At 27.1% G+C, this 21,188-nt stretch carries 18 protein-coding genes and 1 other annotated feature; of the genes, 14 read left to right on the top strand and 4 right to left on the bottom strand.

What is annotated here, in order from left to right:
• The first annotated feature begins 34 nt into the window (after positions 1 to 34).
• Positions 35 to 781, top strand: coding sequence for a tRNA pseudouridine(38-40) synthase TruA (truA, locus tag OIF33_RS06745; protein ID WP_322503461.1), 747 nt, complete (start codon positions 35 to 37; stop codon positions 779 to 781).
• A gap of 79 nt (positions 782 to 860) precedes the next feature.
• Here the strand turns inward: truA and OIF33_RS06740 are convergent, their stop codons facing one another.
• Positions 861 to 1,928, bottom strand: a complete 1,068-nt coding sequence (locus OIF33_RS06740) for a nitronate monooxygenase family protein (RefSeq protein WP_322503460.1) — start codon at positions 1,926 to 1,928, stop codon at positions 861 to 863.
• Between the two features lie 221 nt (positions 1,929 to 2,149).
• Here OIF33_RS06740 and OIF33_RS06735 point away from each other — a divergent pair, with 221 nt between their 5' ends.
• Positions 2,150 to 2,860: a Crp/Fnr family transcriptional regulator gene (locus OIF33_RS06735; protein ID WP_322503459.1), complete on the top strand. Its 711-nt coding sequence runs from the start codon at positions 2,150 to 2,152 to the stop codon at positions 2,858 to 2,860.
• A 154-nt stretch (positions 2,861 to 3,014) separates the two neighbouring features.
• On the opposite strand, the gene OIF33_RS06730 is transcribed toward OIF33_RS06735, so the two are convergent.
• Positions 3,015 to 3,929: a radical SAM protein gene (locus OIF33_RS06730; protein ID WP_322503458.1), complete on the bottom strand. Its 915-nt coding sequence runs from the start codon at positions 3,927 to 3,929 to the stop codon at positions 3,015 to 3,017.
• Positions 3,930 to 4,103: 174 nt separating this feature from the next.
• Between OIF33_RS06730 and OIF33_RS06725 the strand changes: the two genes are divergently transcribed.
• From OIF33_RS06725 to OIF33_RS06695, 7 genes are all read left to right on the top strand, one after another.
• The gene (locus OIF33_RS06725; RefSeq protein ID WP_322503457.1) at positions 4,104 to 5,144 is read left to right on the top strand and encodes a M42 family metallopeptidase; all 1,041 of its coding nucleotides are present in this window, start codon (positions 4,104 to 4,106) and stop codon (positions 5,142 to 5,144) included.
• A gap of 254 nt (positions 5,145 to 5,398) precedes the next feature.
• Entirely contained in the window at positions 5,399 to 6,103 is a 705-nt protein-coding gene (locus OIF33_RS06720) for a hypothetical protein (RefSeq protein ID WP_322503456.1), read from the top strand.
• Positions 6,104 to 6,119: 16 nt separating this feature from the next.
• A complete protein-coding gene (locus OIF33_RS06715; RefSeq protein ID WP_322503455.1) occupies positions 6,120 to 7,835 on the top strand; it encodes a hypothetical protein in 1,716 nt (571 codons plus the stop codon).
• 282 nt (positions 7,836 to 8,117) lie between these two features.
• Positions 8,118 to 8,342 (top strand) — a binding site (T-box leader).
• Between the two features lie 53 nt (positions 8,343 to 8,395).
• Positions 8,396 to 10,054, top strand: coding sequence for a glutamate--tRNA ligase (gene gltX / locus OIF33_RS06710; protein ID WP_322503454.1), 1,659 nt, complete (start codon positions 8,396 to 8,398; stop codon positions 10,052 to 10,054).
• A gap of 226 nt (positions 10,055 to 10,280) precedes the next feature.
• A complete protein-coding gene (locus OIF33_RS06705) occupies positions 10,281 to 10,847 on the top strand; it encodes a hypothetical protein (protein ID WP_322503453.1) in 567 nt (188 codons plus the stop codon).
• Between the two features lie 158 nt (positions 10,848 to 11,005).
• A complete protein-coding gene (locus OIF33_RS06700; protein WP_322503452.1) occupies positions 11,006 to 11,161 on the top strand; it encodes a zinc-ribbon domain-containing protein in 156 nt (51 codons plus the stop codon).
• 157 nt (positions 11,162 to 11,318) lie between these two features.
• Positions 11,319 to 11,939: a DUF488 domain-containing protein gene (locus OIF33_RS06695; RefSeq protein WP_322503451.1), complete on the top strand. Its 621-nt coding sequence runs from the start codon at positions 11,319 to 11,321 to the stop codon at positions 11,937 to 11,939.
• Positions 11,940 to 11,971: 32 nt separating this feature from the next.
• Here OIF33_RS06695 and aspD read toward each other — a convergent pair whose 3' ends face one another.
• On the bottom strand, positions 11,972 to 13,597 hold the full coding sequence (gene aspD, locus OIF33_RS06690) for an aspartate 4-decarboxylase (protein ID WP_322503450.1): 1,626 nt from the start codon (positions 13,595 to 13,597) through the stop codon (positions 11,972 to 11,974).
• A 216-nt stretch (positions 13,598 to 13,813) separates the two neighbouring features.
• Positions 13,814 to 14,854: a hypothetical protein gene (locus OIF33_RS06685; protein WP_322503449.1), complete on the bottom strand. Its 1,041-nt coding sequence runs from the start codon at positions 14,852 to 14,854 to the stop codon at positions 13,814 to 13,816.
• A 298-nt stretch (positions 14,855 to 15,152) separates the two neighbouring features.
• On the opposite strand from OIF33_RS06685, the gene OIF33_RS06680 reads away from it, so the two are divergent.
• From OIF33_RS06680 to OIF33_RS06660, 5 genes are all read left to right on the top strand, one after another.
• Complete coding sequence (locus OIF33_RS06680; RefSeq protein ID WP_003448677.1) at positions 15,153 to 15,332, top strand: DUF896 domain-containing protein; 180 nt, start codon at positions 15,153 to 15,155, stop codon at positions 15,330 to 15,332.
• An 11-nt stretch (positions 15,333 to 15,343) separates the two neighbouring features.
• Positions 15,344 to 16,267: an HPr(Ser) kinase/phosphatase gene (gene hprK / locus OIF33_RS06675; protein ID WP_322503448.1), complete on the top strand. Its 924-nt coding sequence runs from the start codon at positions 15,344 to 15,346 to the stop codon at positions 16,265 to 16,267.
• A gap of 44 nt (positions 16,268 to 16,311) precedes the next feature.
• The gene (locus OIF33_RS06670) at positions 16,312 to 17,241 is read left to right on the top strand and encodes a magnesium transporter CorA family protein (protein WP_322503447.1); all 930 of its coding nucleotides are present in this window, start codon (positions 16,312 to 16,314) and stop codon (positions 17,239 to 17,241) included.
• A 58-nt stretch (positions 17,242 to 17,299) separates the two neighbouring features.
• Positions 17,300 to 18,706, top strand: a complete 1,407-nt coding sequence (locus OIF33_RS06665; protein WP_322503446.1) for an aminopeptidase — start codon at positions 17,300 to 17,302, stop codon at positions 18,704 to 18,706.
• A 136-nt stretch (positions 18,707 to 18,842) separates the two neighbouring features.
• Positions 18,843 to 21,110, top strand: a complete 2,268-nt coding sequence (locus OIF33_RS06660) for a GGDEF domain-containing phosphodiesterase (protein WP_322503445.1) — start codon at positions 18,843 to 18,845, stop codon at positions 21,108 to 21,110.
• Positions 21,111 to 21,188: the final 78 nt, after the last annotated feature.

Raw genomic sequence — 21,188 nt, 5'->3', positions numbered from 1 at the left:
AGAAAACTTAAGTTACTTTTGAAAGGAAAAGAAAATGAGAAATATAAAAATGACTTTGGATTATGACGGTAGTAAGTATAAGGGGTGGCAAAAACAAAATCAAAAGGGGAGTAATGTTGCTACAGTTCAAGATAAATTAGAAAATGTTTTAAGTAAGATGACGGATGAAGAAATTCAGGTGATTGGATGCGGAAGAACTGATAGTGGAGTACATGCTAAAAATTATATTGCTAATTTTAAAACTAACTCTCTTATGGCTTTGGATCAGATGATTGAGTATATAAATGAGTATTTACCAGAAGATATAAGCGTAAAAGAACTTAAGGATGCAAGTGAAAGATTTCATGCTAGATTTAACGTGAAATCAAAAACTTATGCATATACTATTGATAACAATAGATTCAAAGATGTGTTTTTAAGAAAGTATGCATGGCATATTGAAAGTAAATTAAATTTAGATGCAATGAAAGAGGCTTCTGAATATTTAATAGGAACTCATGACTTTAAAAGTTTTACAAGCTTAAAATCAAAAAATAAATCAACCTTAAGAACTATAAACAGTATTGAGATTAAGGAGAAAAATAATATAATAACTTTAGAAATAAATGGTAATGGATTCTTATTGAATATGGTTAGAATAATAACTGGTACACTAGTAGCTGTTGGGTTAGGTGAAATAGAACCTAATTACATAGTTGATATACTAGAAGCTAAGGAAAGAGCGAAAGCTTCAGAGAAAGCACCAGCTCATGGTTTATGTCTTTTAGAATTAAATTACTAAATTAAAAGCTGTATAAAAAGTTGTAAATAATAAAATGTTAAGATTCTATTATTTAATAAACTTTTTATACAGCTAATTTTTAAGCTTCTAATAATTCATTTTCTAACTCATTCATTAGAGTTTCTACAGAAACTATCTTATCTACCTTTGAGGCATTTTCACCACAGAAGATAAGGCCATTTTCTAAATCGCCTTTTACTGCATTTATAAGTGCTTGGCTTATGCAATAAGGAGTATCTGCCGGATTACATGGAATTAAGCAATTATAACAGTGAGTAATTTTAGATTTTTCCTTTTCAGTGTTTTCTACAAAGGAATTTCTAATGGCTCTTCCTGGCATTCCAACAGGGCTTTTTACTATAGATATATTATTTTCATTACAGTTTATATATGCTTCCTTAAATTTTATATTAGCATCACATTCTTCAGTTGCAACAAAACGAGTTGCCATTTGAACTCCATTTGCTCCAAGTTTTAAATACTTTGCAATATCATTTCCGTCAAAAATTCCTCCAGCAACAACTACTGGTATTTTCTTCTCATACTTATCTTCATAGCTAGATTTTTCTTTTATTATATCAAGTATAGTTGAATCAAAGTTTTTAGTTTCTTCTTCAAGAGAATCTTTAGTAAATCCTAAATGTCCTCCTGCCTTTGGTCCTTCTATCACTATCATGTCTGGGGCAACTTTATGGTGTCTATCCCAAAGCTTTAAGATTACTTTTGCAGCTTTAAGAGAAGAAACTATAGGAGCTATTTTTACATCGCTACCTTTTGTAAATTTAGGTAGATGAGATGGAAGACCAGCTCCAGATATTATTAAATCAACTCCAGAATCTATAGCAGCTTTTACATGTTCAGCATAATTATTCATGGCTACCATTAAATTAACACCAATAATTCCATTTTGTGATTTCTCTTTTGCTAATTTTATATGTTTTTTTAGAGCTCTTAAGTTAGCTTCTAAAGGATTTTTTTTAAAATCTTCTTCTAAATATCCTGGTTGAGCTCCGGATATTATTCCTACTCCTCCAGCTTTTGCTACAGCACCAGCTAAGTTTGAAAGAGATACACCTATACCCATGCCCCCTTGAATTATAGGTAATCTAGCTGATATATTTCCAATAGTAAGTGGTTTTATATTCATAAAAACAATCCTTTCGATTAAAAAATTAAAACAACAAATATTTTGATAATAAAAATATTTGAATATAAATATATTATAAGAATAAGTTAGGAAATAAACAAGTAGTAAAATAAATTAATTAATTATGTTAAAAAAGTGTGAATAAATCGTGCAAATATATTATAATTAGTACTAAGAAGCGTTGAGAAAAAAACATTAAGTTAAAAGTTAGGAGAAGGTTTATGGAAAAATGTGATTGCAAGGGCTATAAAAGTTGCTTATGCAACAAGAAGCTGACTATATTTAGAGATTTAACAGAGGAAGAATTTAATAAATTAGCTACTGGAATGGCATGTTTTCATTTTAATAAAGGAGAATACATATGTTATGAAGGTGAAAAACTTTCTAAATTATTTTTAGTAAGTAGAGGAAGCGTAAAGATATCCAAACTAACTAAAGGGGGAAAAGAGCAAATAATGCATATTTTTTCCGTGGGAGATTATTTCGGTGAAACAAGTCTTTTTAATAATGAAGGGGGTATTTCATTTAATGCTATTGCATTAAATGATGTTATAGTTTGTGCTATAGATAAGTATGAAGTTGATAGTGTTTTAGAAGAAAATCCGGGAATAGCAATGGTTGTTTTGAAATCTTTAACAAGTCGTTTAAAAGAAACAGAAGAATTTGCACATAAATTAGCTACTAATGATGTTAGGGTAAGAATAGCATATATGTTAAAAGAGTTTAGGCGAAAATATGGGAAAGTAGAGAATGGAGAAATATTCATTGATTTACCTATTAATAGAGAAGATATGGCTAATTATTGTGGAATAACTAGAGAAACTATGAGTAGAAAGCTTTCTATTTTTGAGCATGAAGGACTAATAGAAATTAGAGGAAATAAATCATTAATAATAAAGGATATAGAAAAAATAAGAAAGATAATATCATAAAATAGCTAGACTACATTACATAGAGTGTTAAAGTATATGTAATGTAGTCTAGCTATTTTTAAATTAGATTTATTAATTTTATTTTTTTTGTTAAAATAAAATTAACATTTGTATATGTATGCTTTTATATAAAATAATAAATTGAATAATATAATTAGTTATCTTTAAGAACTCCTTGATACTTAAATGAAGGAACATAAGCTTCTGAATTAGTTCCACTTTCTTGTATAAAGGCATTTTTTACTCCTAAGAAGGCAGCATAATCTATTAACGAATCATAATGCTTAGGATTTAAAGGTTTATTTATTTCAGGGTAATCACAGGCTCTATTCATTGGAGTGTATTGATTCATTATGCTTATAAAGACATTGTGACCAAATCTTGAGAAGATTGTATCAATAACCTTTTTCGAATCAAATAATAAACCAGGAAGCATTAAATGTCTTATTATCATACCTTTTAATAGTTTCCCATCCTTTGAAAATTTAGGAGTACCAACTTGTCTAAACATTTCATCAAGTACAGGAATTAAATTATCTTTATAACTTTTTATCTTTGAATATTTAAATGCATAATCATCTTTAAAATATTTGAAATCTGGAAGATACACATCTATATATCCATCTAAAAGTTTAATAGTCTCTAAACTATCATATCCATTAGTATTGTAAAGAATAGGAATATTTAATCCCTTTTCTTTTGCTATTTTTAAAGCTTCTAATATTTGAACAACATAGTGAGTTGGAGTAACTAAATTTATGTTTTCTGCTCCTTTCTCTTGAAGTTCTAGGAAGATTTCTGATAGTCTTTCTATTGAGATTTCAAGTCCTTTAAAATCTTGACTTATTTCATGGTTTTGGCAAAAAACACATTTTAAATTGCAGTGAGAGAAGAATACTGTTCCTGATCCATTTCTAAAAGAAATAGGTGGTTCTTCCCATTGATGAAGTTCTGCCCTAGCTACTTTAACTTTTTCATTAGCCTTACATATCCCTAAAGTATTAAATCTATTAACTTTACAATTTCTATTGCAAAGAGTACATTCTTCTAATAATTCTTTATTTTTCATTAAAACACCTCTAATCTATATTCAATATTAATTATATATTTTAAGTAATTAAGTAACAAGAAGTCATAAGTCTTACTTTAAATAAAATTACTTTGAGATTACAAATTTTTATTCACTCTATTATTTAAATGGAATGTGGTATAATAATCCATATAATTAGAGGGGGCGAAATACATGATAAGTATAAACAAGGATTTTATTTTAGGTGTGGCAAAGGATATTTTAAGCTTTCATAGTCCAAGTGGATTTTGTTTTGAGATTATGGGAAAGATAGAAAAAATAATTAAAGAATTAGGTTATGAACTAGAGTTAACCAATAAAGGATGTGGAATAATAACAATTCCAGGAGAAAGTGATGAGAAAGTTATAGGATTAGCTGCTCATGTAGATACATTAGGGGCTATGGTTAGGTCAATAACACCTAATGGAACCTTAAAGTTTGAATTAGTAGGAGGGCCTATAGTGCCTACTTTAGATTCAGAATATTGTGTAATAAGAACAAGAGAGGGAAAAGAATATACTGGTACTTTTTTAAGTACAAGTCCTTCAATACATGTTTATGATGATGCATCAAGCAAAATTAGAGATGCGAAAAATATGGAAGTTAGAATTGATGAAAGAGTTTTAAATAAAGAAGATGTAAAGGCTTTAGGAATAGAGACAGGAGACTTTATATTTATAGATCCAAAAACAACAATAACGCCAAGTGGTTTTATAAAATCTAGATTTATAGATGATAAAGGAAGTGTTTCAGCATTAATTGGTTTATTAGAAATGTTAAAAAGGGAGAATATTAAACCTAAATACAAAACTAAAATATTTATTTCAGTTTATGAAGAGGTTGGCCATGGAGCATCATATTTGCCAGAGGATATTACTGAAATGATAGCTGTTGATATGGGATGTATTGGGGATGATTTAAGTTGCACTGAGTATGATGTTTCTATATGTGCAAAGGACTCTGGAGGTCCTTATGACTATAAAATGACATCAGAGCTTGTAAAACTTGCTAAGGAGAATAATTTAAGTTATGCAGTAGATGTATATCCTAGATATGGATCAGATGTGGGAGCTGCATTAAAAGGTGGAAATAATATAAGAGGAGCTTTAATTGGACCAGGAGTGCATGCATCTCATGGAATGGAAAGAACACATTATGATGCTTTAGAAAATACTATAAAACTTATATATCTTTATTTAATAGAAGCTAATTAATTAAAATATTAGAATCTAGCTAAAAATCAATAATGGTATAAAATAGAACAAAATATTAAGTTTATAAGTCTTAGAGATTTTTAATTAAGTCTCTAAGACTTAATCCATATATATACAATATAATTAAGAATTTTTTTACTTGAATTATACTTAACATAATATTAGAATTAATAAAACCCTTATTGAAATGGTTATAAACTAATGGTTTTGTAAATAATATACTTATAGATAAAGTTGATTGGAGTTGTTTACAAGTGAAAAGAATTTTAATTGGAACCATTTTAGTTTTTTCCTTATTTTTAGGTGGGATTTTAACTTATGGAAGTACTTTATTAGAGAGTAAGAAAACTATTGATTCAAATAAAAATATTAATATGTTAGTTACTAGAAATGATTATGAAGAAACTATGGAAGAGCAAAAAGAGGAAGAGAATATGGAAGATCTTAAAAAAATATCTTTAACAAAGGAAGAGGAAGAAAAGATAAAAGATTATGCATTAAAGTATGAAGATAAGATGACTTTTTTGGATTTAGGAGCTAATATAGATGGCTTTAAAGAGATAGGTAAGGAAAGATATTACCAAATAACACTTTATTCTAAAAGTGTGCAAAGTGATGATTTAACAGGAATAGTAGATAGAATTCTTATAAGTAAAAAAGGCAATGTTTTAAAAGGTGAAAACGGAAAACCTTTAACTGGAATTGAAGGACTTATAATCAAACTAAATATAAGTAACAATGAGCGTATTGAGTTAGAAAATATTGCGAAAAAATATGAAGTTTCATTAAATAATAATGATTTAGAAGTCAATATATGGGGTGAGAAAGAAATCAATAATCAAATATATTACGGAGTTAATCTATATTCAAAGAGTTTGAAAAAAGAAGGAATTTATGAACCTTTAGAAAAGTTATACATAAACAAATCAGGAGAAGTTATTAGAAATACAGATAGTTAGATGTGGGAGAGTATAAATGATATATGGAGATATTAAATTTTCAGTAAGAAAAAATTTAAATGAAAAGGATTTTTTAAGCATAAGATTAGAAATTAAAGAAGTTTCCTTAGGAAAAGAAATTCAATTTTATAAGGGAAAGGCAAAAATTGAAAATATAAGGTGTAAAGAGAAATTTTATTATGATTCAAACTTTATATATGTAAATAGCTGTAATAGTAATTTGATTTTAGAATATGATGTTCTCATTGGTGGCTTAGGTAAGCATGGAAAAGGCGGAGAGTTAAGTAGTGACTTAATAACCTTCATGGGGGAACAGATATTATTATTACCAGTAGAAATGCTTACCATGAATGATAATAGTAAATTTAATGGCACCATAGAAATAGATTTTTCGAAATTTGTAGAGATTTTAAATTTTGAAAGTTTTAAGGAGAAATACCTTGAAAATAATAATCTTTTGGAATTTAATAAACTAAATGAAGTTAAGCACATAATTCCTTTTAAAGAAGAGAATTTTAGGTCAAGGTGCAAAAATGCTACTTGGAGTGATTTATATGAAATAATGAAATCATCTTACACTTTTGGTTATTTTGAAAAAATAGATTTTAAAGAGAGTTATGGAAATATATCAATATATAACAATATAGAAAACACTTTTCTTAGTGAAGATGAAACAAAAAAAGAGAAGCTTATAAGAAATATAAAAGGAGTTTGTGATTATTACTTTAATTTATTTAAAATAAATTCCTTTAATAAAAAAGATATAAATATAGCTTTATTAAGAAAAAGTAAAAAAGAAAATCCTTATATATTAGGAGGAAGCGGAAAAAATATTATAAGTGCTACCTTTGATATGGATAATAAGAGAGATTGGCAACTTTTATCTCATAGATTATTTCATGCTTTTATGGATCACGTCTTAAAATCAAGAGATTATCATCTTCCACCGAACCTTTGGTTAACAGAAGGATTAGCAACCTATTATGAAAATTTGGCTTTAGAAACTTTAGAGGAAGATTTAAAAGAAAGTCTAGAAATAAGTTTCAAAAATGAAATGGCTAGCTTATATACTAGATATTTATATATGACATTAAAAGAGCCAAGTAGGTTTAGAGTTATTCCTATGGAAGAGGCAAGTATAAGAAGTCATGGTAAAATAGAGTTTCTTCACTATACTAAAGCACCATTAATGATTTTCTATATAGAAGAATTAGGTATTAAAGAAGGAGAAAACAATAAAATAATTAATTACTTAGTAGATAATAAAAAAGAAAAATTTTCTATGCAAAACCTTTTTTATAGGTTATTAGGTGAACAGTGTAATGCTTTTGCATCTAATTATTTATTTGGTAATGGTTTAATTCCTCTATGGAATTTAAAAAAATATTTAGAGGATGAAAAGGTAATTGATTATTTAGAGGAATATGAGTACATTTTGTGGACATGGTTTTTAGGAGAAGATGAAAATTATGTTAAAGATGAAGTTAAATCATATAAAAAAGAATTTAAAAACTTTTTAAATAATGAAGAGGTTAATATTTATAATTCATATATAACAAAAGAAATAGAAGAGTATTCAAATACTTTAAGTTTTTTATTAAAGATATGGATTTTAAGAGCAAAACTTTGTAATATTTCTTGTGAAGACATAAATATTAGGTACAAGCTTTTAGAGGATAAAATGAATCTTAGTATTTGGAATGATTTTATGAGAAAAAACATGCATAAATAAAGCATTTCTTACAAATATTAATAATATGTTTGTATTAGTTTTATAATAAATAAGATTATTTTATATTAATGATGTTTAAATATAAAGATATTAAAGAGAAAAGTTAAATATCAATAAATTTTTAAGGAATATTTTACTATAAGTGAAATTTAAGTAATCTACCTACTAATTTGTATGTGTTATAATCATATTAGGGGTTATTAAAGTTAAAAATAATAATATTTTTTTATTTACAACTTTAAAGAATCTGATATAATAGAGTTTGTTATTTAAAACCAAATATTTATTGCTATGATGAAGAAGAGTATATAAGTAATTATTTCAAAGCGATTTAGGGATGGTGAGAGCCTAAAAATAATCTTATAGAAAGAAGCTTCGGAGCTTAGACTGAAAATCTTAAATTTTAAGGAGTAGGTCTAGGGGTAATTCCCTTAATTGATTTTGAGTGAGTTAGCTTAGCTAACTAATTTAGGTGGTAACGCGGAAGTTAAGTCTTTCGTCCTAATTTTTAGGACGAAGGGCTTTTTTTATTACATAAGTTTAGAAAGGAAAGTGAAAAAATGAGTTATGAAAAATTAGCTAATTTAATATTCCCAGATATAGATAAAACACCGGAATATTACTTAGAAAAATATCCAAAGAGAGAATTAAAAGAAGGTGCTAAGGTATTAAGATATGCACCAAGTCCAACTGGATTTCAACATATAGGAGGAGTTTTTGCTTCATTAATAAATGAAAGATTAGCTCATCAAAGTGGTGGGATATTCTACTTAAGAATAGAAGATACTGACCAAAAGAGAGAAGTTGAAGGTGCTATAGATGATACTATAAAAACTATGCATAACTTTGGAATGGATTTTGATGAAGGAATAACTGGAGAAAATTCAGAAAAAGGAGCTTATGCACCATATAAACAAAGTCAAAGAGCTGACATATACAGAGCTTTCGTTAAAGATCTTTTAAGAAAGGGCTTAGCTTACCCATGCTTTATGACTTCAGAAGAATTAGAAGCTTTAAGAGAAAAACAAGTTGCAGAAAAATTAACTCCAGGATGCTATGGAGAATTTGCTAAATATAGAGATTTATCATCAGAAGAAGCTATAAAGAAAATAGAAGCTGGTGAAAGTTATGTTATAAGAATGAAATCACCTGGAGATCCTGAAAAGAGAGTTGTTGCTCATGATATGATAAAAGGTGAAGTTTCATTCCCAGAAAATCTTCAAGATGTAGTAATCATAAAAGGTGATGGTCTTCCAACTTATCACTTTGCACATGCTATAGATGATACATTAATGAGAACTACTCATGTTATAAGAGGAGAAGAATGGCTATCATCACTTCCGATACATCTTCAAATGTTTGAAGTTTTAGGAGTAGAAGCACCTAAATATGCTCATATTCCAACAATAATGAAAATGGACGGAAGTTCAAAGAGAAAATTATCAAAGAGAAAAGATCCAGAAAGTGCAGTAAGTTATTACAGCGAAAAAGGATATCCATCTCAATCAGTTATTGAATATCTTTTAAATATAATAAACTCAGCATTTGAGGAATGGAGAGCTGAAAATCCAGATGCAGATTATCATGATTACAAAGTTGAACTAGACAAAATGAGTAAAAGTGGAGCTTTATTTGACTTAGTTAAATTAAATGACGTAAGTAAAGATGTTATCTGCAAGATGAAACCAGAAGTAGTATATGATTACTATACAAACTGGGCTAAAGAATATGATAAAGAAATGTATGATTTAGTTACTTCTAAAGAAAATATGATGAAGGAAGTATTCAATATAGATAAAGAAGGTCCAAAGCCAAGAAAAGACTTTGCTAAGTGGGATGAAGTTAGAGAAAAAATATTCTACTTCTTTGATGAATTATTTGATAAAGAAACAGCTGCTGATGTTGAATTACCAAAGACTTTAGATTTAGAAGAAGCTAAGAGAATAATAGAAGCTTATGCAAAAGCATATAACTTCAATACAGATAAAGATACTTGGTTCTCAGATTTAAAAGAGGTTGCTGTAGAATTAGGATATGCTACTGATAGAAAGAAATATAAGAAAAATCCAGAAGAATATAAGGGAATGGTTTCTGATGTTGCCGGTGCCGTAAGAGCAGCTTTAACACATAGAGCTAACACACCAGACCTTTATACAATAATGCAAATTATGGGTGAAGAAGCAGTAAGAGAAAGATTCCAAAAATTCTTAGCTTTATAATTTGATTTAGAGGATTGTATTAGTTTAAATTAATCTGTAAGAATATATTAATTATAATGTGTTTTTTCAGATTGTATGAACTTATACAATCCTTTTTGCAACTAAATATAGAAATTTTTCACAAAACATAAAAAATACATTGTTAAATAATATGTTAAGTTGATATAATTTTGTTATGCGTATTTCAATACTACATAAAGTTTAAAGAAGAGAGGTGCAAGTAAATTTGGGACAAAAGAAAAAGAAGCAAAATAATCAGAACAAACCTACAAAGAAAGAAATAGAGGATAAGGAAAAGGAATTAAAGAAAAAGTATTTTCCTCTAAATTTAGCAAAGTATATATTCTTCATAATACCTATAGTGTACATAATATACTTATATACTTTAACTATTGCTAAAGGTGAAAAGTTTTATCAGCCAGTTTTAGAGGATACTAAAACAACAGTAATGTTTGTTATAGCAATGCTGGCTTTCTTTTGTGGAGCAATATGTAAATATGCTATAAAAGATTTAAAAGAAGGAAAGAATATAACATCTAATAAAATCGCACTTAATATAATAGCTATATCTCAAATTATTACAGGTAATATAATAACTAGCGCTCTTATATGGGGGGGGCTTTATAGAATAAGAAAAGATAAGGGTGTTAAATTTGGATCAAAAGAGTTTTTAGCTGAACTTAAAAGTGGTATTGTAAATATAATAGGAGCAATAATTATTTTATTATTAGTTATATTATGTATATATTTCTTAAGTAGAGTATATACTTTAAATGCTTTATTACCTAAATAAAGAAAAAAAGTAAAGAAAAAAACTTGCAATATGAATTTAATAGTGATATAATAAATTCATAATAGAAAAAGCTTTAAAAGATCAATAAAATTTTCCTTAAACTTAAAGAAAATTTTTATTAATCCATTTAAATCTTTAAATTTAAGGAGGATGTCAAAATGGCAGATAGAACATTAAAATGTAAAGACTGTGGAGCAGATTTCATATTCACTGAGGGAGAGCAAGCTTTCTACAAAGAAAAAGGATTTGAAAATGATCCAGTAAGATGTGCAGATTGCAGAAGAGCAAGAAAAGCTCAAAGAAACAATAGATAATAATTTGTTTATTATAAGGTTGTAAGATTAGTCTTACAATCTTTTTTTATTTTAAAAATAAGGTTTAAATTTCTAAATGATTATAAGATATATTCTTTAAGGATGCTTTGAGCTTTGATAAATAGAATAATTTGTTTTGAACTAAGGAGGTTTTTATATGGAAATATATACTATAGGACATTCAAACTATGATGTAAGTAGACTTGTTCATATGTTAAATAAATATAATATAAATTGTGTTGTAGACATAAGAGGAATTCCATATTCTAAATATAATGTTCAATATAACAAGGAAACTATTCAGAAAACTTTAACTGATTTAGGATTTACTTATATATATATGGCAAAGGAATTTGCAGCAAAAAGGGAAAGCAAGATTTCTTATAATAAAGAAGGATATGCAGACTTTCATAAAGTTATTAATGAGGAGTCATTTAAAAATGGAATAAAAAGACTTAAGATTGGACTAAGCAAAGGATATAGGATAGCTTTATTAGGAGCGATGCAAGAACCAATAAGATGTCATAGAAGTATATTAGTTGGAAGAGAATTAGAAAAGCATGGGTTTAAGATTAATCATATATTACATGATTATTCACTCTGTAATCAAAGAGAAATAGAAAATATGCTTTTAGATAAATATTTTAAAGATAGAGATCAATTAACAATAGATTCTTTAATGGGCAGTGAGAAAAGCACAGAAGAGATGATAGAAGAAGGATATGACTTAGCAAATAAAGAAATAGGATATAGAATGGAAAACTTGAAAGAAAAATAGCAGTTAATTTATTTTAACTGCTATTTCGGATTTTATTTACTAATTGAGTTTTTCCAGTGGGTTACAAAGTCTTCAAGTATTTTTCGAAGCACAGTACCTATTTTAGAGTAAGCATCATCATCTAGATTAGCTAAAGATATTCTTACTGACCATTCAGGACCATGGAAACCTCCTCCACTTAATAGCACTATGGATGATTCTTCAGCCAATTTATATAGTACGTCTACAGATTTATAATTAGATTTTAAATAATTTGCAAATTCAGTGCCATAATTTTTAAGCGCCCATTGGAGTAAATCGAATTCAGTATAGTATGATGCATCATATGGATCTTCTTTAAGTTTAAGTCCTAAGCTTTTAAATAAAAGTTTTTGACGTCTATGACATATATCTATTGTTTGATTTTTATATTTATTTTCTTCATCTACTAAAGAAAAGGCTGAGAAAAAGGCCATTTGTATTTGTTGAGGAGTTGAAAGACCGGCTGTATGATTAAGTGCTACTTGGCGGCTATCGGCAACAATTCTATCAATAAATGGAATCTTTTCTGGATTAGTAGACAAGGATTCATATCTTTTATTAACAACCTCATTTTTTTCTTTAGGAAGCTCACTTATTAATTTATCAAATATATTATCCTCATAAAGAGCCAAAGTTCCAAGGCGCCAACCAGTAACTCCAAAATACTTTGAATAAGAATAAACACCAATGGAATTATAAGGGAGATCTGCTACTAAAGACTGAAACTTATTCACAAAGGTTCCGTAAACATCATCTGATATTATCATCAAATTAGGGTTATGATTATTTACTATATCTTTAAGAATTTCTTTGCTCTTATCATGAATAGCAACAGAAGGAGGATTACTTGGATTAACTAAAAAAAGAGCTTTTATTGAGGGATCTTTTAGTTTATTTAACTCTTCTTCAGGATATTGCCAAGTGTGATTTCCAGCTTCGTTAATTTCATTAGCATGAATATACACACTTTCTAAATCATATCTAGGTAGATGAGGAATTTCTAAATATGGAGTAAATATAGGAGTCATTATAGCTATTTTATCCTTTCTTTGAAGTAATTCATTAGCTATTAAAGAATCGAAAATATAGCACATTGCTGCTGTAGCACCTTCAACCGCAAAAAGTTTAAATTTTTTTGAAGGGGGCAAGTAGCAAAGTTCTTTTATTAAGTAGTCATGAACTATTGATTCTATATGAGGAAGCATTCTATCTGGATAAGGGTAGTTATCTCCTATAATACCATCAGTAAGTTCATAAAGAAAATCATCTGGATTAAAGCCTTTTATATGAATTCCATATTTGATTATTTCATCTAGTAGACCTATTCCAGGAAAATTTTCATTGTTTTTCAAAAAATCTAAAAATCTATTATATATTCCTTCTTTATGAGGTATACCAGCTAGATCACCTGAGGTAAAAGTTCTTCGTGTTTCAGAAACAGCAAAATGACCAAAAGTAAAAAATGCATCACGAGGTGTTGATGCAGTCCAATTAGGATTACCACGACCTGCATCTAAAAGAACACGGGCACTTTTTTTATCTTTAGCTAAATCTATTAAATTATTTTTAAATTCAAAAGGACTTATTTTACCATAAATCTTTTTTAGTTCTTCTAATTGTAAGTTTCTATTTGACATATGTCACTCCTCCTAAAAGTATAATGTAACTATAGTATAGGTATAAAGCTAAATTTCTATAATTAAATATGATTACAAAATAAAAAAATCTATTCCAGTTTGGAATAGATTTTTTTATAGACTCTATTTTGAACTTGTGTTGATTTTTTTACTAGATATTAAGGAGTAGCTAAAATAAACATTCACCTAAAATAGAGCCTTTTTATAAAGTAAGACCTATTTTATTGACATGGCTTGAAAGATTTCTAAGAAAAATTCTTCAAGTTCAGACACTTTCTTTTCAAGATTATATACACGCTCCTCTAAAGCTTTTTTTTCATTATCTTCTAGATTATTTGTTTTTAAATTTTCTATAAAAGATGAATTAAGCTTAAGACTTCGCAGCTCATTTTTTAAATCTTCTAAGGAATCTTTATCTAAATTTAAAATACTTAGTTCTTTTAAATCTTCTTCTGAAATAGGAAGTCTTTTTCTTCCTCTAAAATTTCTAGGAATTTTTATTTCAAAAGATAATTTAGATTCCTCATGGGTTTGTGATAAATCAGTTACTATATCTTTATTTTTAGGTAAGGCTTCTAAAGCTACTTCCTCTAAAATAGCATTAGCAGGTTTTTGTTTTGCTAAATTTATATCCTGCGAAGAATTTTGGAGCTTTAGCTCCATAGGCTCTTTTAGATTCATAGGCTTTTTTATCTTTTTCGGCTTTTTTACCATAAATATTTTAGATAGTTTATTTTTTATATATAAGAAAAATCTTTTCAAAGCTGTTTTTTTCATCTTTTTTCTTCTAGCAGTTCTAGATATTTTAGGTATTTCTAACGTAAGTGTTTGAGGTTTAGAATCAGTAGTTTCTGGAGTGAATTCAAGAGAAACACTAATTTCTTTACTTGATTTAATCTCTGGCAATAAAATTTTATTAGGTTCAATATCTTTTAAATTTAATTTTTCATTTATGGAATCTATAATAGATTGAATATCTTCACGTTCAGTGTTGGGATTTGAATCTATTTCATTTGTTTCAATTAAAGCTTGTGCTTCATTCGAGATTGTTACTTCTTTAGATTTTTTAAAATAACCATCTATTTCGTCAAAGAAAAAACCTTCATCATCCATAAAATTAAGTATTTCTTTCTTTTGTATATTTATTTTCTTTGAAAGTTCTTTAAGAGAAAGTCCATCTAGAACCAAGGAATTATTTATCAACTTAACTTTATCTGAATTAATCATACTTTTAAAATTTATTTTTTTATTACTCATAATTATCTCACCCTTAAATACAAAATATAAATTATGTTTAATAGTAATGTGAGCTTTGCCATATTACAGGAGTTTATACAAATATTATAAGATAAAATCAGTTAATATGAAATATATTACAGTTAAAACAGGTAAAAATTTCAAAGATTTTTACATCTTATATATAATTTTCATATATATTATAATATAATTTGGATTAAATAAGAATTTTAGCAAGAAAGATTGTTGCTAAAAAATACATACAAATGTAAAATAATAATAGGAATAAATTAAAGTTATAGTGCAAAGGAGAATAAACATGAACATAGATGAATTAACAAAAAGAATAAATGAGTTACATAAGAAACATAAAGAAGAAGGTTTATCAGAGGATGAACATAAGGAAAGAGAAGAGCTTAGAAAAGAATATATAAACAGATTTAAAAGCAATTTAAGAGAGCAGTTAAAAGGGATTGAGCCAAAAAATAAGAAAAATTAAGGGTGATTTAAGTGGGTGTTACAGTAGAAAAGTTAATAAAGGATTTTAGTTTAGAGGTAATTCAAACTGGCGAAGAAAATGTCCCTATAAATGTTAGTGATGTAAATAGACCGGGTTTACAATTAGCTGGTTTTTATAATTATTTCGCTCCAGAAAGAATTCAAGTTATAGGAAAGGCAGAGTGGAGTTTCTTAGAAGATATGTCTCCAGATCTTAGAAAAAAGAGATTAAATAAGTTTTTCTCTTTTGATATATCTTGTCTTATAATAACTAGAGATTTAGAGATACATGAGGAACTTATAAAGGCAGCTAGAAAAAGAAATTTATGGATTCTTAGAAGCAAAATGATAACAACTAAATTTATAAGTAAAATCACAATGTATTTATCTGATAAAATGGCTCCGGAAACAAGATTACATGGTGTACTTGTTGATGTCTATGGTATAGGAATGTTAATAACAGGGGAAAGTGGAATAGGTAAGAGTGAAACCGCTTTAGAGCTTATAAAAAGAGGTCATAGATTAGTAACTGATGATGCTGTAGATATAAAAGAAATAGATGGTGATCTTATAGGTAGATCTCCAGAGATAACTTTTGGAATGCTTGAAGTTAGAGGTATGGGAATAATAGACGTATCAGCATTATATGGATTAAGCTCAATATTAAATTCTAAACAAATAAAAATAATAATCCATTTTGAACATTGGAAAGATGATGGAGATTATGATAGGTTAGGTGTAAACGACGAATATCAAGATATTTTAGGTGTGAAAGTTAAAAAGCTAAGAGTTCCAATAAGACCTGGAAGAAACATAGCAGTAATAATAGAGGCAGCAGCAGCTAACTATAGATATCAACGTATGTCTGATGTTACACCAGTTGATATAATAGAAAAAAGAATGCTTGAAAGCATGGAAAAAGAGAGTAAAATTTAATAAAAAGTATAAACTATAACCATATCAGAATTAAAGGTGATGATATGGTTATATTTAATATTAAAGAGAATTTTAAAGTGGTTGAAGAGTGGAAGCCTGATGAATTCCCAGCATGGATTCTAATGGAAGAAGATGAAATAAATCTTTTAGAAGAGATGTTTTCTTATGAGTGTATAAAAGAATGCATTGATTATAGACAAGAGCAGAGAATAGATTATTTTAAGGATTACATATTTATTTTGATTAATATAATTGAGCAATCTGACAAGCAAATCATCTCAAAAGAGCTTGATATATTTTTAGGAAAGAGCTTTATAGTTACGGTTTATAAGAGTAATATATCACTTCTATATGATTTAATTGAGGACATAAAGGAAGAGAAAAATTGTCAACTCTTTAAAATGGATAAAAGTCCTTCTGTTATTCTTTATTATATATTAGATAGAATAATAAAAAATAACTATAATATAATTTCAGATCTAGAAACAGAAAGCGATAAAATAGAGTTGGAAATCTTAAAAGATCCTGAGAATAAACATTTAAATTCATTGCTATTTATAAGAAGAGAGGCATATAAGCTTAGAAAACTTATAAAACCTATTAGATACATAGGTGATGCTTTAGTTATGGATGAAAATGGAGTTGTAGGAGAAAAAAATAGAATTTACTTCAAAAACATAAATAGTAAAATAGAGAAATTGATGACTTCTTTAGATACTTTATCACAGGAGTTGGCAATTGTAAGAGAGGCTTATGAGTCAGAATTAGCTAATAAAACTAATGAACTTATGAAAGTATTTACCATAATAACGGCAGTTTTTTTGCCTTTAGAATTAATTACTGCAATCTTTTCAATGAGCTTTGACTGTATGCCTTTTAAAACATATCCTTATGGGTTTTATATTATGGTAATTGTATTGGGATTAATGGCACTGATTTTACTATTATTATTTAAGATAAGAAAAATTCTATAGTTTGACAAAATATTACCAAAAATATAAAATTAGATTAAATAGATAGGAGGGCTATATTATGAAAGATGTAAAAGATTTAAAAAAAGAATATGAAAATGCTTGGGGAAAATATGAAGGACAGGATCTTAAAAATGTTTTTTCTTTAAGTGACAGATATAGAGAGTTTATGTCAGTTGCAAAAACTGAGAGAGAATGTGTTTCTGCTTTAGCAGAAATGGTTGAAAATAAAGGTTTTAAAAATTTTGATAAAACAATTGAAAATGGAGAAAAGATATCCGCTGGTGATACACTTTATTCTATTAATATGGATAAAACAATAACTTTAATAAAAGTAGGTTCAGAACCATTAGAAAATGGATTAAGAATAATAGGGGCTCATATAGATTCTCCAAGACTTGATGTTAAGCAAAATCCATTATATGAGGATTCAGGATTAGCATTATTAGATACACATTATTATGGAGGAATAAAAAAATATCAATGGGTAACTATACCACTTGCAATTCATGGAGTTGTTATTAAAAAAGATGGTACTAAGGTAAAAATTGTAGTAGGTGAAGATGATAATGATCCTGTAATAGGAATATCAGACCTTCTAGCTCATTTATCAGCTAATCAAATGGATAAAAAGGGTGCTAAAGTGATAGAAGGAGAAGACCTAAATGTTTTAGTGGGAAGTATGCCTCTAAAGGGTACAGATGAAAAGGAAGCTGTTAAAGCTAATATTTTAGTTTTATTAAATGAAAAATATGGCATAACAGAAGAGGATTTTGTATCTGCTGAATTAGAAATAGTTCCTGCAGGAAAAGCAAGAGATTATGGATTAGATAGAAGTATGGTTTTAGCCTATGGACATGATGATAGAATATGTGCTTATACTTCAGCTGAAGCTTTAATGGACTTAGGTGATGTTGACAAAACATGCGTAGCATTATTAGTTGATAAAGAGGAAATAGGTAGCGTTGGAGCTACAGGAATGCAATCAAGATTCTTTGAAAATTTAGTTGCGGAACTTATGGATAGAAGAGGAGAATATTCAGAGTTAAAACTTAGAAGATGTCTTCAAAACTCAATGATGTTATCAGCAGATGTTACTGCTGCTTACGATCCAAATTATCCATCTGTATGCGAAAAGAAGAATACAGCTTACTTTGGAAATGGAGTAGTATTTAGCAAATATACAGGAGCTAGAGGTAAATCAGGATGTAATGATGCCAATGCTGAATATATAGCTCACCTAAGAAATATTATGGATAAGAATGGTGTTGTGTGGCAAACTGCAGAGCTTGGAAAGGTTGATCAAGGTGGCGGTGGTACAATCGCTTATATCTTAGCACAATACAATATGGAAGTTATTGATTGTGGAGTGGCATTACAAAATATGCATGCACCTTTAGAAGTAGCATCTAAGGCAGATATATATGAAACTAAAAAATGTTATAAGGCATTTTTTGAAGAAGCATAATTACTAATGAAGAAAAGGCTGTACCAAAATATCTAATATAACCTATATATTTAAACTTTATTGGGATATATTAGGAGAGTTTGTGGTACAGCTCTTTTATTTTTACAAAAATAATTTGTTTGATAAGGGTTTATATATGAATAAGGTTTTAAAGGGAAATTTAGTTTTTTTAAGTATTACTTTCTTTTTAGGGTTGACTTTTATAAATGATTTTAATGGTAAAAGATTTCTTTGGTTCTTAAATATAATGTTCTATTCTCAAATAATATTTATGATAAGAGATTTTCTTAAGGATAGATATTTAGAAGAAACTACAAAAGAAAAATGGAAAATTATTAGAGATTGTTATTTTTTAAATATCATGTTTACAATAATATTGTTTAATAATATTGTAAGTTTAAATACTCGTTTAAAGTGTATATCTTTATTATTATTTGGGGGATGCTTATATTTAATCTTTAGGACATATAAGTATTTCAATGAATTAAAAATTTATAGCTATTATAAATTAGCTTTAAAAGATTCATTATTAATATTATTTCCAGTTCTAATAATATTAGTTGGATTTGTACCAAGAAATTTGCCTGGAGTTTTAGAAATTGATAGGTTTACTAATTTTATATTAAATATAAATAGTATACTCGGAAATTTTATGATAATAAATTTTGTATTTATTTTACTTACATCTCTTATATTATCCTTTTATTCTAAAATTCAAAAAAAAATGAATATAGTTTTAATGTTATATATTTGTATGAAAATATCTGTATTTTATTTTATGAGCTTAAATTCGAAATATGAAAGCAATTTAATATATACATCAATAAATTTTTTAGAAATATTTATTTTTGCAGCTATTTTAGATTTTGGGAAAAAAGACAGAAAGGTTTATTCTAATAAAATAGAGCATATAAGAAAAGAGAGTTATAATGATATTTTTAATATGATAATAGTAATTACTTTTATTATTTTTTCTTTTTTAAGTTTATTAGTATTTAATATATTAAATACTAAAGTTAATATTTTTAGATATGTATTATTAAGTACTGTTACTATGAGTGCATTTTTAATAAGAGTAATTATATACAATAGAAGCAAGGAGAAGCTTACAAAAGAAATTTTACTAGAGGAAAAGTTTGATTCTATCAGAAATATTTATACTAGGCTTGAATTTAAAGAGAGTCTTGAAAACTGGTATGGACCATATACTACATTTTTGATTGATTTAAATAAATTTAGTCTAATAAATGATATTTTAGGAAGAGAGAAGGGTGATGAAGCTTTAAAGGAATTTGGTAAGGTTTTAGATAATATATCAAAAACATTATTTGTTAAAAATGTATATGGTGTTTATGAAGGGGATGAATTCTTAATTGCAATTAATAGCAATGATAAAAAAGATATAATGAAGCTTTTAAACAAGTTAGAAAATATAAAAAAGATACATTTAAATAGTCTTAATAAAGAATTTGAAATTGGGGTTAATATAGGTTATTCAGTAAATTTAGGAAATAAGAGTTTTCAAGAAATAATCGAAGAAGCATCTTTTGCAAAAGAAATAGCTAAAAAAGAAGTTTTTGTTTCCTCTATAGAATATACTGAGCTATTAAAAAATATAAGAATAAGAAAAAATCTAATAAAAAAAGATATTAAAAATGCATTGATAAATAAAAAATTATATACTGTTTATCAGCCACAAATATCTTCTGTAGATAATAAGATAAAAGGCTATGAAACGCTTATACGATGGAATCATGAAATATTAGGTCCTATACCAGCCTGTGATATAGTTAAATCACTAGAAGAAATTGATTCTATTAAAGAATTAGACTTATATGTTTTTGAATCAACATGTGCATTTCAAAGTAAGTTAATCAAAAACAATATTAATTTGCAATGTTCTGTAAATATATCTATAAATACATTAAAGAATAGGGGAATAGTTTCTAAGTTAGATAAGATAACAAAAAAATATGATTTAATACCTAAAAATATTACTTTAGAAATCTTAGAAGATTTTGATTTAGAGGCTAATGGAGTTGCTTTAAATGAAATAATAAGACTAAAAAAGTATGGATTTAAAATAGCAATTGATGATTTTGGAAAGGGATATTCTTCTATAAATAGATTATTAAAAATACCTTTTGATCAGATAAAGATTCCTAAGGAGTTTATAGCTGATATACCAAATGACAAGTATATATCAATGATTAGTGCTATTTCTAATTTTGCTAAAAGTTTAGATGCTGAACTTGTAGTTGAAGGAGTGGAAAGTAAGGAATACTATGACTTTTTTAAGTTATTAGATTTTGATGTTATTCAAGGATTTTATTTTTCTAAGGCTTTAAAAGAAAAAGAGTTTTTAGAATATGCAAAGAATTTAGGAGTTAGTATATCAATATAGGAATCTTTAGTATATAATTAAGTTATGTAAAGGATATAATTTAAAAAGATAGAGTAATTAGAAGTATTTCTATACACT

It is taken from the genome of Clostridium sp. LIBA-8841 (genome assembly GCF_034439435.1).
Classification (GTDB): Bacteria; Bacillota; Clostridia; order Clostridiales; family Clostridiaceae; genus Sarcina.
The sequence above is the reverse complement of the archived record's forward strand: the minus strand, read 5'-3'. Positions and strand labels throughout refer to the sequence as shown.

What these genes read in the sequence shown, in the direction of transcription:
- OIF33_RS06680 (WP_003448677.1), top strand. Translation starts at nt 15,153, where the DNA reads ATGAACATAGATGAATTAACAAAAAGAATAAATGAGTTACATAAGAAA.
- truA (WP_322503461.1), top strand. Translation starts at nt 35, where the DNA reads ATGAGAAATATAAAAATGACTTTGGATTATGACGGTAGTAAGTATAAG.
- aspD (WP_322503450.1), bottom strand. Translation starts at nt 13,597, where the DNA reads ATGTCAAATAGAAACTTACAATTAGAAGAACTAAAAAAGATTTATGGT.
- OIF33_RS06715 (WP_322503455.1), top strand. Translation starts at nt 6,120, where the DNA reads ATGATATATGGAGATATTAAATTTTCAGTAAGAAAAAATTTAAATGAA.
- OIF33_RS06660 (WP_322503445.1), top strand. Translation starts at nt 18,843, where the DNA reads ATGAATAAGGTTTTAAAGGGAAATTTAGTTTTTTTAAGTATTACTTTC.
- OIF33_RS06670 (WP_322503447.1), top strand. Translation starts at nt 16,312, where the DNA reads ATGGTTATATTTAATATTAAAGAGAATTTTAAAGTGGTTGAAGAGTGG.
- OIF33_RS06685 (WP_322503449.1), bottom strand. Translation starts at nt 14,854, where the DNA reads ATGAGTAATAAAAAAATAAATTTTAAAAGTATGATTAATTCAGATAAA.
- OIF33_RS06730 (WP_322503458.1), bottom strand. Translation starts at nt 3,929, where the DNA reads ATGAAAAATAAAGAATTATTAGAAGAATGTACTCTTTGCAATAGAAAT.
- OIF33_RS06700 (WP_322503452.1), top strand. Translation starts at nt 11,006, where the DNA reads ATGGCAGATAGAACATTAAAATGTAAAGACTGTGGAGCAGATTTCATA.
- OIF33_RS06665 (WP_322503446.1), top strand. Translation starts at nt 17,300, where the DNA reads ATGAAAGATGTAAAAGATTTAAAAAAAGAATATGAAAATGCTTGGGGA.
- OIF33_RS06740 (WP_322503460.1), bottom strand. Translation starts at nt 1,928, where the DNA reads ATGAATATAAAACCACTTACTATTGGAAATATATCAGCTAGATTACCT.
- gltX (WP_322503454.1), top strand. Translation starts at nt 8,396, where the DNA reads ATGAGTTATGAAAAATTAGCTAATTTAATATTCCCAGATATAGATAAA.
- OIF33_RS06725 (WP_322503457.1), top strand. Translation starts at nt 4,104, where the DNA reads ATGATAAGTATAAACAAGGATTTTATTTTAGGTGTGGCAAAGGATATT.
- OIF33_RS06735 (WP_322503459.1), top strand. Translation starts at nt 2,150, where the DNA reads ATGGAAAAATGTGATTGCAAGGGCTATAAAAGTTGCTTATGCAACAAG.
- OIF33_RS06695 (WP_322503451.1), top strand. Translation starts at nt 11,319, where the DNA reads ATGGAAATATATACTATAGGACATTCAAACTATGATGTAAGTAGACTT.